Annotated in this window: 15 protein-coding genes; 6 read left to right on the top strand and 9 right to left on the bottom strand. The window is 40.9% G+C overall.

Features of this window, described 5'->3' with window-relative positions; all coding sequences use genetic code 11:
* Positions 1 to 33: 33 nt before the first annotated feature.
* The 5 genes from ACM0OS_RS00075 to bchI all read right to left on the bottom strand — a co-directional run bounded on the left by ACM0OS_RS00075 (position 34) and on the right by bchI (position 3,327).
* Positions 34 to 753, bottom strand: a complete 720-nt coding sequence (locus tag ACM0OS_RS00075) for a rhomboid family intramembrane serine protease (protein WP_414541108.1) — start codon at positions 751 to 753, stop codon at positions 34 to 36.
* Between the two features lie 154 nt (positions 754 to 907).
* Positions 908 to 1,189, bottom strand: coding sequence for a hypothetical protein (locus ACM0OS_RS00070; protein ID WP_414541107.1), 282 nt, complete (start codon positions 1,187 to 1,189; stop codon positions 908 to 910).
* Complete coding sequence (locus tag ACM0OS_RS00065) at positions 1,170 to 1,415, bottom strand: hypothetical protein (RefSeq protein ID WP_414541106.1); 246 nt, start codon at positions 1,413 to 1,415, stop codon at positions 1,170 to 1,172. Before ACM0OS_RS00065 ends, ACM0OS_RS00070 begins: the two co-directional genes overlap by 20 nt.
* A gap of 403 nt (positions 1,416 to 1,818) precedes the next feature.
* Positions 1,819 to 2,115, bottom strand: a complete 297-nt coding sequence (locus tag ACM0OS_RS00060) for a hypothetical protein (protein ID WP_414541208.1) — start codon at positions 2,113 to 2,115, stop codon at positions 1,819 to 1,821.
* Between the two features lie 87 nt (positions 2,116 to 2,202).
* On the bottom strand, positions 2,203 to 3,327 hold the full coding sequence (bchI, locus tag ACM0OS_RS00055; protein ID WP_414541105.1) for a magnesium chelatase ATPase subunit I: 1,125 nt from the start codon (positions 3,325 to 3,327) through the stop codon (positions 2,203 to 2,205).
* Positions 3,328 to 3,615: 288 nt separating this feature from the next.
* Here bchI and ACM0OS_RS00050 point away from each other — a divergent pair, with 288 nt between their 5' ends.
* Positions 3,616 to 4,809 carry an AbrB family transcriptional regulator gene (locus tag ACM0OS_RS00050; protein ID WP_414541104.1) on the top strand — a complete coding sequence of 398 codons (1,194 nt, stop codon included), beginning with the start codon at positions 3,616 to 3,618 and terminating at the stop codon, positions 4,807 to 4,809.
* Positions 4,810 to 4,961: 152 nt separating this feature from the next.
* On the opposite strand, the gene ACM0OS_RS00045 is transcribed toward ACM0OS_RS00050, so the two are convergent.
* From ACM0OS_RS00045 to ACM0OS_RS00035, 3 genes are all read right to left on the bottom strand, one after another.
* Positions 4,962 to 5,555: an SRPBCC family protein gene (locus tag ACM0OS_RS00045; RefSeq protein WP_414541207.1), complete on the bottom strand. Its 594-nt coding sequence runs from the start codon at positions 5,553 to 5,555 to the stop codon at positions 4,962 to 4,964.
* A complete protein-coding gene (locus ACM0OS_RS00040; protein ID WP_414541103.1) occupies positions 5,548 to 7,581 on the bottom strand; it encodes a GAF domain-containing protein in 2,034 nt (677 codons plus the stop codon). Before ACM0OS_RS00040 ends, ACM0OS_RS00045 begins: the two co-directional genes overlap by 8 nt.
* Before the next feature lie 771 nt (positions 7,582 to 8,352).
* Entirely contained in the window at positions 8,353 to 8,688 is a 336-nt protein-coding gene (locus ACM0OS_RS00035) for a ribbon-helix-helix domain-containing protein (RefSeq protein WP_414541102.1), read from the bottom strand.
* Between the two features lie 83 nt (positions 8,689 to 8,771).
* Between ACM0OS_RS00035 and ACM0OS_RS00030 the strand changes: the two genes are divergently transcribed.
* From ACM0OS_RS00030 to ACM0OS_RS00015, 4 genes are all read left to right on the top strand, one after another.
* Positions 8,772 to 9,008 (top strand): hypothetical protein, encoded by a 237-nt coding sequence (locus ACM0OS_RS00030; RefSeq protein WP_414541101.1) that lies wholly within the window; start codon positions 8,772 to 8,774, stop codon positions 9,006 to 9,008.
* Between the two features lie 257 nt (positions 9,009 to 9,265).
* The gene (locus ACM0OS_RS00025) at positions 9,266 to 9,730 is read left to right on the top strand and encodes an alr0857 family protein (protein WP_414541100.1); all 465 of its coding nucleotides are present in this window, start codon (positions 9,266 to 9,268) and stop codon (positions 9,728 to 9,730) included.
* 357 nt (positions 9,731 to 10,087) lie between these two features.
* Complete coding sequence (locus tag ACM0OS_RS00020; RefSeq protein WP_414541099.1) at positions 10,088 to 10,447, top strand: hypothetical protein; 360 nt, start codon at positions 10,088 to 10,090, stop codon at positions 10,445 to 10,447.
* A gap of 311 nt (positions 10,448 to 10,758) precedes the next feature.
* A complete protein-coding gene (locus ACM0OS_RS00015; protein ID WP_414541098.1) occupies positions 10,759 to 12,153 on the top strand; it encodes a carotenoid oxygenase family protein in 1,395 nt (464 codons plus the stop codon).
* 17 nt (positions 12,154 to 12,170) lie between these two features.
* On the opposite strand, the gene ACM0OS_RS00010 is transcribed toward ACM0OS_RS00015, so the two are convergent.
* A complete protein-coding gene (locus ACM0OS_RS00010; protein WP_414541097.1) occupies positions 12,171 to 13,367 on the bottom strand; it encodes a hypothetical protein in 1,197 nt (398 codons plus the stop codon).
* Between the two features lie 412 nt (positions 13,368 to 13,779).
* Here ACM0OS_RS00010 and ACM0OS_RS00005 point away from each other — a divergent pair, with 412 nt between their 5' ends.
* Entirely contained in the window at positions 13,780 to 14,400 is a 621-nt protein-coding gene (locus ACM0OS_RS00005; RefSeq protein WP_414541096.1) for a CP12 domain-containing protein, read from the top strand.
* Positions 14,401 to 14,539: the final 139 nt, after the last annotated feature.

The raw sequence follows: 14,539 nt of genomic DNA, 5'->3' as shown, positions 1-14,539 counted from the left end.
CATTAGAGGCCTTAGTGAAATGGATGAGATACCCTAACCGTATTGAGATTCTTCCGCGGATTTGTCACTAAATAAACCTAGCAATGGCCCAAGAACTGCACCAAAGACAAAACCACCTGCATGGGCCCAGTAGGCAATACCACCACCTTCCATACCAATGTTAGTAGGTGCTTCTAGGCTGACAAGTCCGTAAAAAGCTTGTTGAATAAACCATAATCCTAAGAAAAAATACGCCGGAACGCGAAATGTGGGGAAGAAAAATCCCAAAGGTACTACACCCAAAATTTCCACATTGGGAAAACGCAGAATATATGCTCCCATCACACCTGCGATCGCCCCACTTGCTCCTAAAGATGGAATATTAGAGTTTTGGGCAAAGAACCACTGGGCTAAAGACGCTAAGACACCACAAGATAAATAGAACAGTAAATATTTGGCACGGCCTAATTTCTCTTCTACATTGTTACCAAACACCCAGAGAAATAACATATTGCCGGCTAGGTGCAAAAAACCACCATGTAAGAATTGTGCAGTAATCAATGTTGCCCATTCTGGTACTGGTTGATTAACAGAAACGCCAGCAAAACTTAATGAAAGTTCTCGCGGGACTACAGCCGCCAAATGTAAAAACCCATCTAATGCCTGGGGAGGAAGACTGGCTTCATAAAGAAAAGCCAAAACATTGGCAGCAATTAGTCCATAAGTCACATAAGGCGTGATTTTTGTAGGATTATCATCTTTAATTGGAACCACTGGTATTTTCCTGATGTTCGAGCAACTAGCCTCACATTACGGAATTGTGTCAGTATTTTCTTCTACCTGTGGTCTAAAATTATGATGTTTTCTAAAAAAACAAGCCCTTCTGACGATTAGCGTTGAAGGGCAGAGTTATGTCAACAAAAGCACCTCAATTGTTTGCAAAATTAGGTGAAGTCCGAAATAATAATAAATTTTTACGTTTACCTTTGTTTTTGCGTTGAACCATAGTCAAATAGTTTTCAGCGTAGCGAAATGCTGATTCACAGTCATAAGCAGCAATAGCTATGGCTTGTAAGAAAACTTTTATGGGAACTTCAAAACCGGAAAGTTGTTGAGTTAAAATTAACAGTTCTTGATCAGTTGCCGGAAAAGCAGTCTCTTCTGACCATTCTGGTTCGTTAAAGATATCTTCAATTAACGCTCTGGACATTTTGTACCTCCCCAAACGCTAAAGATGCAAAACCTACGATAAAATTTAGTTGCTGTTCACGAGTTTGTAAGTTGACTGGAAGTTCAGTATCAGAGCATCCGATTTCTTTTAAAATCTCTAGGCAATAAGTACTGATTTCAACATGGGAAGCTTGCTCCCATTCATGAGCAACTTCTTTGGCCATTTCCAGATTGAATCGGATCACCGTATTGGCAGGGCTATTCATCTATGCACCCTAGTAAACTGGATAATTGCAGTTTTGATCAGAAGTACAAGTTAGCGTAACCGTATTTTTGCGGGATTTATGAAGATGGGACAAGCAAGTGTCAGCGCATTTGCGTAAAGGGTACTCTAGCAATCTCGCTGATAAAATTCCTCATAAAAAAATATCCCATTGTCTAAAAACAAAGAGAGAAGTCGTTTTAATTACAAACATTGGATAATTTATTTCAGGGAAATCCCTTACCTCAGGTTTTCAATTCCTAGGAAAAAATGTTCCAGAATGTTTTGATATCTGGAACACATAGCATAAGTATTGAGTCTGGAATTTTTCCGGTGTTTTTACTTATGATTAATTAAAGATTTTCAGATACATTAATACTCATCAGGGTTAGCGGTGAGAGTTGTCACTACAGGGTATATAGCAAATCGACAAAGCCGTAGAAACTAATGAAAAGCAATAATAGTGCTGTGAGTCGGGTGACTTTTGTTTGGGGTGAAGGGGCGATCGCTTCTCGTACGAGAATAGAAATGGATGCTCCCACTACAAGGCTTAAACCTAATACTAAATAAGGTCTATCGGGTAATATAATCGCTACTATCAGCATAGCGATCGCTACCATCAGCATCAATAACTCTACAAACCTCGGCGGGTTGTATTGGCTAGCTAAAATAAAGCTATTTAACCAGAAATTCCACAATCTCATATTCATTACTGAGTGCTGTAAAGCTATATGGGCATTGGCCTGTGCTGAGTCATGAAACAGTTGTTCACAACTCAACACTTCTAGCTTTTAATTTCTTGCCCCTAACTTTTGTCCTGTACCATTTTTTTGTGCAGTATCATCGTCGGGTAGTTCTACACCAAAAATTCGTGCAAAGGCTTTCTCTACTTTGTAGCCAGAATCAATGGACTCTAAGGGGTCTTTCCGCAATCTGTGACGCAGACATAATGTAATTACACGTCTGATATCATCAACAGTCACTTCGGTGCGCCCTTCAAATGCCGTTAATGCTTTGGCAGCGCGATTAGTAACAATATCACCACGCAAACCATCTACATCCAGTTCTGAACAAACTTCCGAAATTTTGACCCGTTGGTCATATTCAATTTTAACTTCTGGCAACAAATTCTGCGCGTTGACGATTTTTTGTTGCAGTGCTTCTTGCTGGGACTGGTAATTTTCTAGGAAATGTGGAGGATTTTGGTCAAATTCTGACCTTTGTTCCACAATTTGCACCCGTAAAGCTGGTTGTTTAACTGTATGAATTTCTGCGTGCATCCCAAAACGGTCTAATAGTTGGGGTCGCAATTCACCTTCTTCGGGGTTACCAGAACCTACAAGCACAAAACGTGCCGGGTGACGGATGGAAATACCTTCCCGCTCTACAGTGTTCCAGCCACTGGCAGCAGAGTCGAGTAGCACATCTACTAGGTGGTCATCTAGCAAGTTGACTTCATCTACGTAGAGGATGCCCCGGTTAGCCTTAGCCAGTAGCCCCGGTTCAAAGGCTTTGACGCCTTCAGATAAAGCCTTCTCGATGTCGATAGTACCGCAAACCCGGTCTTCTGTCGCTCCTAATGGCAAGTCTACCATTTGCACTTTTTTATGAGCTACAGGAATTTCCGCCCCTTGTTCTACCATTTGGCGGACTTCATCGCTCATCACATCGGGGTCGTTGGGGTCACTGTTAAAGGGGTCATTGGCAACCACAGGGATTTCTGGCAGCAAATCAGCCAAGGCTCGAATAGTTGTGGATTTGCCGGTACCGCGATCGCCCATAATCATGACACCACCGATTTTGGGATCAATCACGTTCAACAGCAGTGCCAGTTTCATTTCTTCCTGGCCCACAATTGCTGTAAATGGAAATACCACGCGACGCGCACTTGCCGTGGATTGAGCAGTTGGAGTCACTAAATTACCTTAACAATATTTTTCTTATTACAATTTTTTATTGTGCCACAGTTAGGGAATGGAAGAACGAGAAATAGAAGGTTATACCATTTTTGATTTGGCGAAAAGTTGAGTTAGTGCGTTGGCAGGGTTCCCCGACTTGTAGTTAATAGCTTGCAATATGTCGAATTTCTGTAATTATTTCCTTACCTAAACAGATGAACAAATAAAATATCAGCCTAACAGTTTACCTACGCTGACCGCGTTATTTTGAGTGCATAGCAAAATTAATTTAACAAACCTTTATCGATGAATCAAAACCTCAGTGTTACTCCCACCCCAGAGGAAACCACTCATGAAAATCCTGTTATTGCTAAACCGCTACCATCAATGAAGCGACTAATTGTCCTCATCTGGGAAATGCTACTAGCACTGCCTTTAGGTTTAGCTTTATTTCAATTACACGTCGGTGGATTTGCTTGGATATTTGGCGGAATTGTGGCTGGTGTTATAGTTCTCCAAGGATGTCGAATTTTTTATCAATACTCTCCCGCACCAAACCGCACCGCCAGAAAGGTGGGGATGGGGTTAGTGGGTTTGTCTGTGGGCGTGTCAAGCAGCAGTAGTAATTTCACTGTTCTAGCCTCTGGTATTCCTATATTTATTTTTCTCACTTTATTTTTGCTGCTATGTGGTAGCTGCATTGGCTATATTTACTCTCGCCTGAGTCAAACCAATTTATTAACTTCCTTGCTGGCTACTGTTCCCGGTGGTGTGGGCGTAATGGCATCTATTGCTGCCGATTATGATAGAAATGTCACTTTAGTAGCCCTTGTGCAGGCAATTCGTGTCACCTCTGTAGTTTTGCTGATTCCTTTAATTGCTCGGACAGCAGTGTCAGTTGATCATGTACTGACTCCACAAACATTGCCTGTAACAGATATCTTCCTGAGTTTTAATCTATCTCAATTAGGATTACTATTATTAGCCCTTCTAACCACCGTATTCGTAGTGTATCTGGCTGCATTGTGCAAAATTCCTGCTGCCGAGTTCTGTGGGGCATTATTAATTGGTATAGCTTTTAATCCTGTGTTACATTGGCTACCTATCTGGGGTGACCTTACCTTGAACTCGCCATTATTCATCAAATTATTAGGTCAACTACTGCTAGGAATTACCATTGGAGAGTATTGGGGAGATAATCCCAACTTAGAGAGAAAAGCTATAGGTTATGCTTTTGTGTCTGTGGGTATGACTCTTGTAGCCGGTGCTGCTGCCGCTATTCTGGCTATGCAATTAACCTCTTGGGATTGGTTAACTTGTCTTTTAGTCACAGCACCAGGAGGAGCGCCCGAAATGATACTAGTGTCGCTAGCATTAAATCATAATGTAGAAATTGTCACAGCGGGTCATTTAGTGCGACTTATCGCTATTAATAGTTCCTTACCACTGTGGATATTTTTATTTCGCCATCTTGATAGTCAGCTATCGGAACCTGTTTAGTCATGTCAAGGAAGAGGGTGAGGATACGTCAACAAACATAGTAGGACACACTGAAATCCCAGCTTGTGGAGCAACTTGTAACTTGATAGGAGAGTTTCAATGCCTACTTTTTTTGTGACTCCTCCAACCCCTCAAAGTTAATGTAGTGGTTATTAGATACTAGCTAACTGCTCTACACGCTGGTAAATAGCCAGAAGATTTAACCGCAGATCATTACTCAGGCGACGTTCAATAATTGTCACTGGCATAGTCAATTTAGGCCAGACTTGGATTGTGTAACAGAGAATAGTCCCGACGTCCTCACCTAGAGAATATGGTTCTAGGCACCAACTACCAGAAAAGCCTTTAAAATCCCCTTCCACCATAGAAAAATTAATTTCTTTGGGGAAGCATTCTTCCAAATCCAAAACTACACGCGCACAAAAGTTGAACTTGAGTAGGCGTTGAGAGCCTATTTGTTCGAGTCGAATACCACCTTGAGGATGCTCTAGGCGACAACTCTTCGCCAAGTTGGGAATAAATTCAGGTAAGGCTTCATAATCTGTCAGCACCTTCCAGATTTGTTCAACGGGGCGAGGAATTTGAACTTTAGCAGTAATTTGCCGTTGTCGCTCGGCTATTTTCTCAATTTGGACTGCTACATCCGGTAAAGCAACTGCATCAGCAGCCAAGTTGTTTTCGAGGCTTGTGTCATCGCTAGCAGCTTGACAGTCAAAATTCTCTATGGTGTTGTTTTGTTTAGTCACTTTCGGCATATGGTTTGCTTACATCAGAAAATTGAGGCAAAGTCAGAGTGAAACAAACTTCACTCAATGGGGAATCTGAGATTTGTGTACTCTCAACAGCGATCGCCCCATGCAAGTGCTGGACTAAAGATTTGACTAAAGCCAGTCCCAGTCCAGTGCCTGGATGCCAACGCCCTTTACCACGACGGAATTTGTCGAAAATATAGGTTGCTTCCTCTTCAGAAATGGCACGTCCTATGTTAGTCACCTTAATAATAACTTGATCAACTTGTTCTTCTACTCGGTGAAACGCTTGCAAATGGACAGCGCTGTCATGCTCCGAATATGTATAAGCATTATTTAATAATTCTTGGAGAATGCGGTCAAAACTTTCTAGTTCGGTTTGTAGTGTTAACGATTCTGTCGGTAAATCTACGGCAATGCTCAAACCTTTATTTACTAGTCTTTTCTCAAAAGCTATGCCCAATTCTTGAATTTTACTATTTAAATTAATTGTTTCTAACTGCGGTGCTTCTTGCTCCGACTCTAGTTTCTGTAGTGTCAGTAAGTCATTAATTAGGTTGATTTCCTTGGTACATTCTTGCTCCAAGATATCTAAGTATCTAGCCTGGCGCTCTGGTGCTATTCCTGGCAGACGTAAATTTTTAATTGACATCAGCATATTTGTCAGCGGGTAGCGCAGGCGATCGCTCATGTTGCTCAAAAATTCGTCTTTGAGTTCATTGAGTTCCCGCAACTGCTCGACATATTGCCGTGTTCTTTCATGCAGTTTTGCTTGCAGTTCCAGACTGCTTTTTAATTTGGCCGTCCGCTCATCTACTACAGTCTGAACTTGGCGCAATGTCTGTGATTGAATGATGGCATTGCTCACCTGAGCGCAAACCATTTCCACAAGATTTAATTCTGCTAGTTGCCAATTACGGGGTACTGCTTGTTGTAGCACTAAGAATCCCAGGATTTTGCCTTGGTTCTCTAATGGCATTAACAGCACTGTAGGTAAAAATTCAATGGCAAATAAGGGAGCAACTGTCCAATTCTCTTGGATTTCTGTATAGTCATTGATCAGCACTGGTTTGCCAGAGTCAATAAATACGCGTTGGCACAAACCACAATCTGCAAGCAAGAAGGACTGATTTAAAGCATCTTGTTGATGAGTTTGGGTACTGGGTATTCCTCGGTTCCATTCACCCGCAACAGTAGCTTTGGCTTTGGGAATTTGTTTTTTAGATTGAATTCTAAATAGTGGATCTGTGTATTTTAAGAGTATAAGTAAACCCCGATCTACCTGTAACGACTCGGCAGTTGAGGCGATCGCTAACTGGAGCATCTGATTTAACTCCAAGTTAGTCCGACTTAATATAGTTAATTGCTTGATCAGGCTTTGATGATGGTTAGTCTTTTGGAGAGACTGGTTTTGAGTGGCGATTAACTGTGCTTGTAGTACTTGAGAAAAGGCGATCGCGCAAGATGGCTCTACTTGTTTGAGCAAACGTTTTTCCGACTCATTCCAATCGTAAGGCTGGAAATGAATCAGACAAACCACACCGTTATTTTTTCCCCCAAACCGCGTAGGGATTGCCAAAACCGCTTTGATTGGTAACGGTAGGTATTGACATCCAACGACTAAACTATTTTGAATAGTCGAAATGTCCTCAATTGTTAACGGTTCAGCAGCACATTGTACTACTGGCAAGTCCATCATCAATTGTTCTATCGAGAACATTTCACTAGGGTGCGGCATCCCCAGATACTCAGGGGAACACCAATTAGCAACAGTCGCCTCACCTCCATCTTCGCTGGTAACTGTTACTAAACAGCAACAATCTACTTTAAAGGTAACTCCTAGCAATTGAGCAATTTCTTCCAGCATCAATGCCGTAATCGAACTGTCGGCAATGATGTGGTTAATTGTTTGCGCTAGCTGGTGGACTGCTTCTTCCTGATGCTGCATCAGCTTAACTGGGTATGATTGTAATCGCTCTAGGTCATCTGGGGACTGTAGTGGCAATGATAAACGCTTTTTCATTCCTGGCACGCTCTTGGATAATTACCCCATGTTTTCTGCACCCAATCTCTTGGCATCTTCTTCACCGTTAGTTACGTTGCTACACCCTGATAGTGAGTTACCCATCTTTGATTAAGACTTTCTCTCACCTGTTATAGCCCCTTTCTCTTTCAGATGACCAAGTTGCTGGTATATTTAACTGATGTCTACATAAGTACTAGAATATTTAGAATATACTAAGATGTTTCATCTAAGTACTACTGAGATGTTTGTGCAGACTTAATAAATTAACTTGCAACTAGGATACTTTGTCTGTAAATTATTAATAAACCGTAATTTCTCCTGAATTGGGACTATAACTCTCGCATAATAACCGTATTATTACTGCTTCCTTTTTTATAAATAAGTACTAGATTTTACAAAAAAATAACATGGTTTAATAACTGTATCTTAGACTGCCAAAAATTTAAATACTCTGATGATAGAGATCAGGGAAAAGCTTTGACGATTGCTGGAGCTTGGCAGTAACAGACTCAGTTGTATTTCAATTTAACTTTTATTTTTGATAATTTCGCTTATTTATTGATTTGTTAAACTTATTACTTGCTTGGGTCAACTGTTGTGATGATGAATGCCAAAAACAACACAACTTTATTCATAATTTATAACCTAAGCATTTATTTCTTTAATGTTAAAATTTATACAATATATCCATCCCAGACATCATAATAAATGAATTGGCGATGCAACCCAGTTGAATGATTAACTGAGCTGCATCCACCAGAATACAAGTTAACCAGCTAAACTTTCGGCACACAGAGGAACCATATCGCCATTCCTTGTGAGTCCTAATAACATTGGTTGTTGGGGTTGAATTAACTGACCTGTGAGTACACAACGTTCTTCTTGCTGGGCCGTGGCAGCTATACTAGCTCGGATATCGGCTCGTGAAAATCGGGGTTTCCACTCACCTGATTTTTGTTGGACATAATTCCACAGGATATCTCGAATCAAGGCTTGATATCCCTGATTGCCAGCTATTTCTTTAAGTTTATCTTTAAGTTCCCGCTCCAGGCGAATGCTGGTAACTTCCATGTCTGTGGTTGGGGTGCGAGTGATTGTATGCATTACTTTTTCTCCTTAAATGTGTAGACAGGATAGTAATACAAGTGTAGTATGTTTAAAGGAATGTTCAATAGGTGAAATTTTCTGTGAAATCCGTTTACCCCATCTCTACTTCTTTGTGTCCTACCAATTGTCGAACTAGTTGGGAATCAGTCACCGTGGAAGTGGAGTATTTATTTATGGGTGATAGTAATCGAGAGCATCGGCAAATCACAGAGGATAATGATGATTTTAAATATATCGGCATTAGTATGCTGAGTGGACAACTAAAAATAAATGAAAACAGCAGGAGATACAGACTAAGTAATACTGTACCGACATAAGACCAGAAAGTTTTTCGGTCAAATTTTAACCCCTGCTTCATCCCAATAAGAAGCGGGGGTTTTTGATAAGGAGCGCAGTGGTGAGCAGATATTCAATACGCTATCCCAAAGTAATACAACTTTTAGAGCCATTTGGTAGTGGTGCTTGCTCAAAATTACTTACCACTGTTTCAGCGTATCCCCTGGATGAAGTAACGGGGATTTTGCCAGCAGGGAAAAAGTGCAAGCAAACCTGGAATCACAGGAGAGCATAAGGAATGCTGAAATTAACTTATACCGAAGGAAGCTTTTATTTAGAGTGTCTTAATCAGTCCTTAGAACAATGGGTAGCGCAGCGAGTGGTTTTGGCAATGCGTGTAGGCCAAAGCCTCGGCGTCGAACCTAGCACGGCTTCCTTTTTGCTTCCTGTTGATTTACCAGGAGTAGATTTGCTTCAGGCTGAGATAAAACAATACGATAATGAAATTATTGCCCTGTGTGCCTGTGATACTGAGTATATAGAAGTCACTTTGCGCGGTTCGTGGTTATCAGAGAATTCTGAAACTGCTTTGGGTGTATTTGTTACAACTATTAGCGATGCGCCTAATAACAATAGTTATCTTTCTCTAAACGGTGACCTTCTGCAAATGGGAGGATCTGTACCTATGTCTTCACGCTTTGAGTTATTTGTGCATCAACTTTGGCAAGAAGCGCAAGTTTGTACGTCTGTGATGAGGGAGTAATAAATTGTAGATAATTAGACCAGTCTCTATCTAGCGATTGATTTTATTGTCAAGACAATTAAAATATACTTCATTCCTCAGGTCGATACGAGCATTAGTCATTTCCCAGTAAAAGTGTAAAAGATGGAATTGACTGGCGGAATATTTTTGTCTAACGCAAGAATTATTTAGGCATTTGCAATTTAATGATTCAAGGCGGAAATGCAAAAAATATTCTTCACTATTTCATAGTTTAAAGTAATTAAACATAGAGGCACAATTGATAATTTAATCCTATGGTTTAATTTAATTGAAGCAATGGATTTTATTTATAAAGTGCAATTCTAGCGTTGTTAATGCTGTTATCGAGGACTGAAAATGAAAATTTTTTCTTTTGTTTTATCTGTTTTACGCCCAGTACGTTTTGTAATTTTAGCTTTTGCTTGCACACTGCTACTACTCAATAATACCCTACCTGCTTTTGCAATTAGTAGCTATCAAAGTCATCCCACAGAAGGCACTACACAACTTCTGGAAACCCAACGGAAAACTGATGAAGTCGCTAAATCTGAACCTCCTAAACTGAAAGAAGTTCAAGAAAAATCGAATAAAGGACTTAACGAAGTTCAAGGAGATGCTGACATTAATAAGATGAATCGTCCTGAAAATTCACAAAGTGCAACCTCAGTAGAAGAGAATGTGCAGAATTTCTTGGAAAAAGTAACAGGTAATAAGTAAGCAAGATTGTAAGAATTAAGGGTTATGGAGATACGCGCGCTCCATAACCTTTTTATAATATCTAGCAATTACCAAAAAAGAGCATTAATATAAAAATTGCTACCAAATCAAATAAGGTGTTGTTATTATAGAACTTACGCACTCGCTACGAAAATGAAGGCTTTGAGATTGCTTCTCTACAATAATTAAATAGTGTTGAAAAACTCTAAATATTTGTCGGTATAGCTGATAAGCACAAATTAGGCGAGCAGGCGATCGCTAATATAGAGAAAGTGCCATGATCAGGTTTATACCTTCACATAATCAACACAATGACAACTACTGCTATTAATCCATATCTCAACGGCAACTTTGCCCCAGTGCGTGAAGAAATCACCACTAATACCCTCAAAGTCATAGGTGAGTTACCTCCCGACCTATCAGGAATGTTTGTGCGGAATGGCCCTAATCCTCAGTGGCCACCCATTGGCCAATATCACTGGTTTGACGGTGATGGGATGCTGCACGGTGTCAGAATTAGCAACGGCCAAGCCACTTATAGCAATCGTTATGTGCGAACACAAGGATGGAAAATAGAACAAGCCACAGGTAAAGCTGTCTGGTCTGGGTTATTAGAACCGCCACAAATGGATAATCCCCACGGTGGATATAAAAATACTGCCAATACTGCGTTAGTGTGGCACGCTGGCCAAATGTTGGCATTAAATGAAGGCGGTGCGCCGCACGCCATCAAGCTGCCTGATTTACAGACAAAAGGTGAATATACCTATAATGGCAAGCTGGTTTCTGCCTTTACAGCCCATCCCAAGGTAGACCCAAATAACGGTGAAATGATGTTTTTTGGTTACTCCTTCACTCCACCATACTTGCAATACAGTGTAGTTTCAGCCGCAGGTGAGTTATTGCAGACAGTACCAATTGATTTGCCTATGGGCGTGATGATGCACGATTTTGCTATCACCGAAAACTACACAATATTCATGGATTTGCCCTTGACTTTTAACCCAGAAAGAGTGCAAAGGGGAGAACCTATGATGATGTTTGAGCGCGATCGCCCCAGTCGTTTTGGTATAGTCCCACGTTATGGTGACAACAGTAACATCCGTTGGTTTGAGAGTTCTCCCTGTTATATTTTTCATACTCTCAACGCCTACGAAGATGGAAATGAAGTAGTACTAATCGCCTGTCGGATGAAGTCTACTAATGTTTTAAATGATGATTCTTCACTAGTTCCAGACGCAGATATCCCCCGCCTGTATTGCTGGCGATTTAATCTCAGTACTGGGAAAATACGCGAGGAAATGCTAGATGATGTACCTGCGGAATTTCCCCGGGTGAATGAAAATTACGTGGGACAACCAATACGATACGGCTATGCTGGTAAGCTAGCGAAAAGTTCTCTACCACTGTTTGACGGTTTAATCAAGTATGACCTGAGCAATGGCAAATCCCAAACCCATGAATTTGCACATGGCTGTTATGGAGGTGAAGCTGTATTCGCCCCGCGTCTTGATGCCACATCTGAAGACGATGGTTGGTTAGTTACTTTTGTTCACGATGAGAGTACTACTACTTCTGAACTTGTAGTCATTAACGCCCAAGATGTGACAGCAGAACCTGTGGCGCGGGTACTAATTCCCCAGAGAGTACCTTATGGTTTCCACGGTAGCTGGGTTTCTGAGGAACAATTGAGAAATTCTCTGTAAAATTTCCCATGTAGAAGCTAAAATCTCAAATTCAAAATTGGCCGATTATTCTGAACCCTACCCGTATCCTGTCCTGGTACTTGGCGGGGATCTGAGGAATTAGACTGCATCTGTTGAGTAGGTGATTGCCAGATTAAATTGCCGTTGCGATCGGCTATGACTGGAGTCATTGGTGTAACAACATTTGCACTGGGCGGCTGCATAGCAGGAGGTGCCATATTAGTCTGGACACCAGAGGTAATAGGTGATGTCACTGCTGTGGGCAATGTTGGGCTGGTTAAGGGTGAGCCACCATTAAAGTTATTGTATGAATTTGGCGGTAAATTGTTGACTGTATTCGGCTGTAGATAACCAGTCCCAGCATTTAACCCAGTATTTGGTGCAAAATTTGGGCTAGGTGAAATATTATTAGGTGGGATCTGCATGACTCCACCATTATTTAACCCAGCACTAGGTGTAAAATTTTGGCTGGGTGAAATATTGCTGGATGGGATCTGCATAACTCCACCATTATTTGAACTTTCTCCTATAGAATTGATTTGAGGAGAAGCTGTATTATTTAATCCAAATACATTAGAGTTGGGTTGATTAGGTTGTGTTTGTAAAGGACTAATTAAGTCAATATTTTGATTATTTGCAGTCTGATTAACTAATCCTATGTCCGAGAAGGAAGATGTTGCGGCTGCTTGTGTTGGTTCAGATGATCCTGAGCCAGATTCGATACCTAAAGACTGACTAGTATTATTGAATGCCCTTAACTGCAATAAATTTTCTGCTTCTAGTACAAAAGGGTTTTTTGCCTGAGATACTGATGTACCATTAGCTATGCCTAATGATGTACTGTTAGCAGGTTGTTGTTTGCTAATTCCCTCAAGTAACTTATTGCTATTGTTAGCCTGAGATTTATCTTGAGGGGTACTAGGAATCGGTGGCAAACTTATCGGTGAAAAGTCATTAAACAAGGCTGGTAAGTTATCAATATCCGCAGCAATGGCTTTGTCTTCTGCTGACAGGGAGGAATCATCAGCCCCTGAGGAAGTAAATTCTAGATTTGGCTGATAAGTAAACATATCTGGGTTCAACCAGTATTCCCTAATTACCAGCCCCAAAACAGATATAAAAATTGCTGTTACCCAAAAACTAGGTTTGCCTAAATTCCATAACCTAGCTCTGAGATAACGTAAATAAGCGGGGGGATAATGGCGACGTGGCATAAATGTGTATGTATGATAATTGACAAAATTTTGATTTGATCTTAGCTTTTTTAGCTAGTTTAATCATGTTTTAATGCCAGACAGGGGCAAAAATTTACTATTTTCCTTTTTGCTTATTTTAACGAAGTATTTTAGACCGACTGGGTTGATTAATCCTCATATTTTAGACTTTGGTCATTTTGGATAGCATCAGAAACTAAAAGTTGCACTAATTTATTGTTGTGGCTGAAAAATATTGCTGGATTCATGCCCTCGTTACTAAACTGTGTGCTGCAATACTTTTCTTTTGTACTTCTAATATCTTCCCACCTTTAGCACTCAGCCATATTCTGTCCACAACTTGTGGCAATAAGTCTCTTAAGACTGAATATCTACGTATTGCATCTTAATTATTTACCAGGAGACTACAGTAATGATGAAAGCTGAAGATATCATGACCACAGAGGTAGTTACCATTCGCGGTTCGGCTACCGTCGCTGAAGCTGTGGTGCTATTGAAGGAAAAAGGATTACGTGCTTTAGTTGTAGATTGTCGCCATGATTCTGATGCTTATGGCATTGTTACAGAAACGGATATTGTCTATAAAGTAATAGCCTACGGTAAAGACCCTAAGCAGGTGAGGGTTTACGAAATTATGACCAAGCCCTGCATTATCGTCAATCCAGATTTAAGCGTGGAATATGTAGCACGATTATTTGCGAATACTGGCATTCGTAGAGCGCCAGTGATTCAAGGTAAATTGTTGGGGATTATTTCAACCACTGACATTTTGACCAAGAGCAACTTTGTGGAATCGCCAAAAGCGCTGATGCTAGAAGAGAGAATTAAACAAGCTATTGAAGGCGCTCGCGCTATTTGTACTGAGCATGGTGCTTATTCTAAAGCTTGTGCTGCGGCTTGGGATGAAGTAGAAGAACTCCAGGCCGAAGCTGCTCATCACAAATCGGAAGGCATGGTTTCCGCTAAGGTTTCGTTTGAGGAGTATTGTCGGGACAATCCAGATGCGCCGGAATGTCGCAATTTCCATCCTTAGTTAGGGAGATGAGGAGATGGGGAGATGGGGAAGAAAGATTTTGGTACTAATACATACAGTACGGCGCAAATATGGATTCCCCCCTGTCCCCTTGTCCCCTTGTCCCCTTGTCCCCTTGTCCCCTTGTCCCCTTGTCCCC

Source organism: Nostoc sp. CCY0012, from assembly GCF_963920855.1.
Classification (GTDB): Bacteria; Cyanobacteriota; Cyanobacteriia; order Cyanobacteriales; family Nostocaceae; genus Cyanocohniella.
This window is presented reverse-complemented; position numbering and strand designations above follow the sequence as displayed.

Excerpts from the sequence above, each read along its gene's own strand:
- ACM0OS_RS00070 (WP_414541107.1), bottom strand. The coding sequence starts at position 1,189 with ATGTCCAGAGCGTTAATTGAAGATATCTTTAACGAACCAGAATGGTCA.
- ACM0OS_RS00065 (WP_414541106.1), bottom strand. The coding sequence starts at position 1,415 with ATGAATAGCCCTGCCAATACGGTGATCCGATTCAATCTGGAAATGGCC.
- ACM0OS_RS00060 (WP_414541208.1), bottom strand. The coding sequence starts at position 2,115 with ATGAGATTGTGGAATTTCTGGTTAAATAGCTTTATTTTAGCTAGCCAA.
- ACM0OS_RS00050 (WP_414541104.1), top strand. The coding sequence starts at position 3,616 with ATGAATCAAAACCTCAGTGTTACTCCCACCCCAGAGGAAACCACTCAT.
- ACM0OS_RS00040 (WP_414541103.1), bottom strand. The coding sequence starts at position 7,581 with ATGAAAAAGCGTTTATCATTGCCACTACAGTCCCCAGATGACCTAGAG.
- ACM0OS_RS00035 (WP_414541102.1), bottom strand. The coding sequence starts at position 8,688 with ATGCATACAATCACTCGCACCCCAACCACAGACATGGAAGTTACCAGC.
- ACM0OS_RS00025 (WP_414541100.1), top strand. The coding sequence starts at position 9,266 with ATGCTGAAATTAACTTATACCGAAGGAAGCTTTTATTTAGAGTGTCTT.
- ACM0OS_RS00020 (WP_414541099.1), top strand. The coding sequence starts at position 10,088 with ATGAAAATTTTTTCTTTTGTTTTATCTGTTTTACGCCCAGTACGTTTT.
- ACM0OS_RS00015 (WP_414541098.1), top strand. The coding sequence starts at position 10,759 with ATGACAACTACTGCTATTAATCCATATCTCAACGGCAACTTTGCCCCA.
- ACM0OS_RS00010 (WP_414541097.1), bottom strand. The coding sequence starts at position 13,367 with ATGCCACGTCGCCATTATCCCCCCGCTTATTTACGTTATCTCAGAGCT.
- ACM0OS_RS00005 (WP_414541096.1), top strand. The coding sequence starts at position 13,780 with ATGATGAAAGCTGAAGATATCATGACCACAGAGGTAGTTACCATTCGC.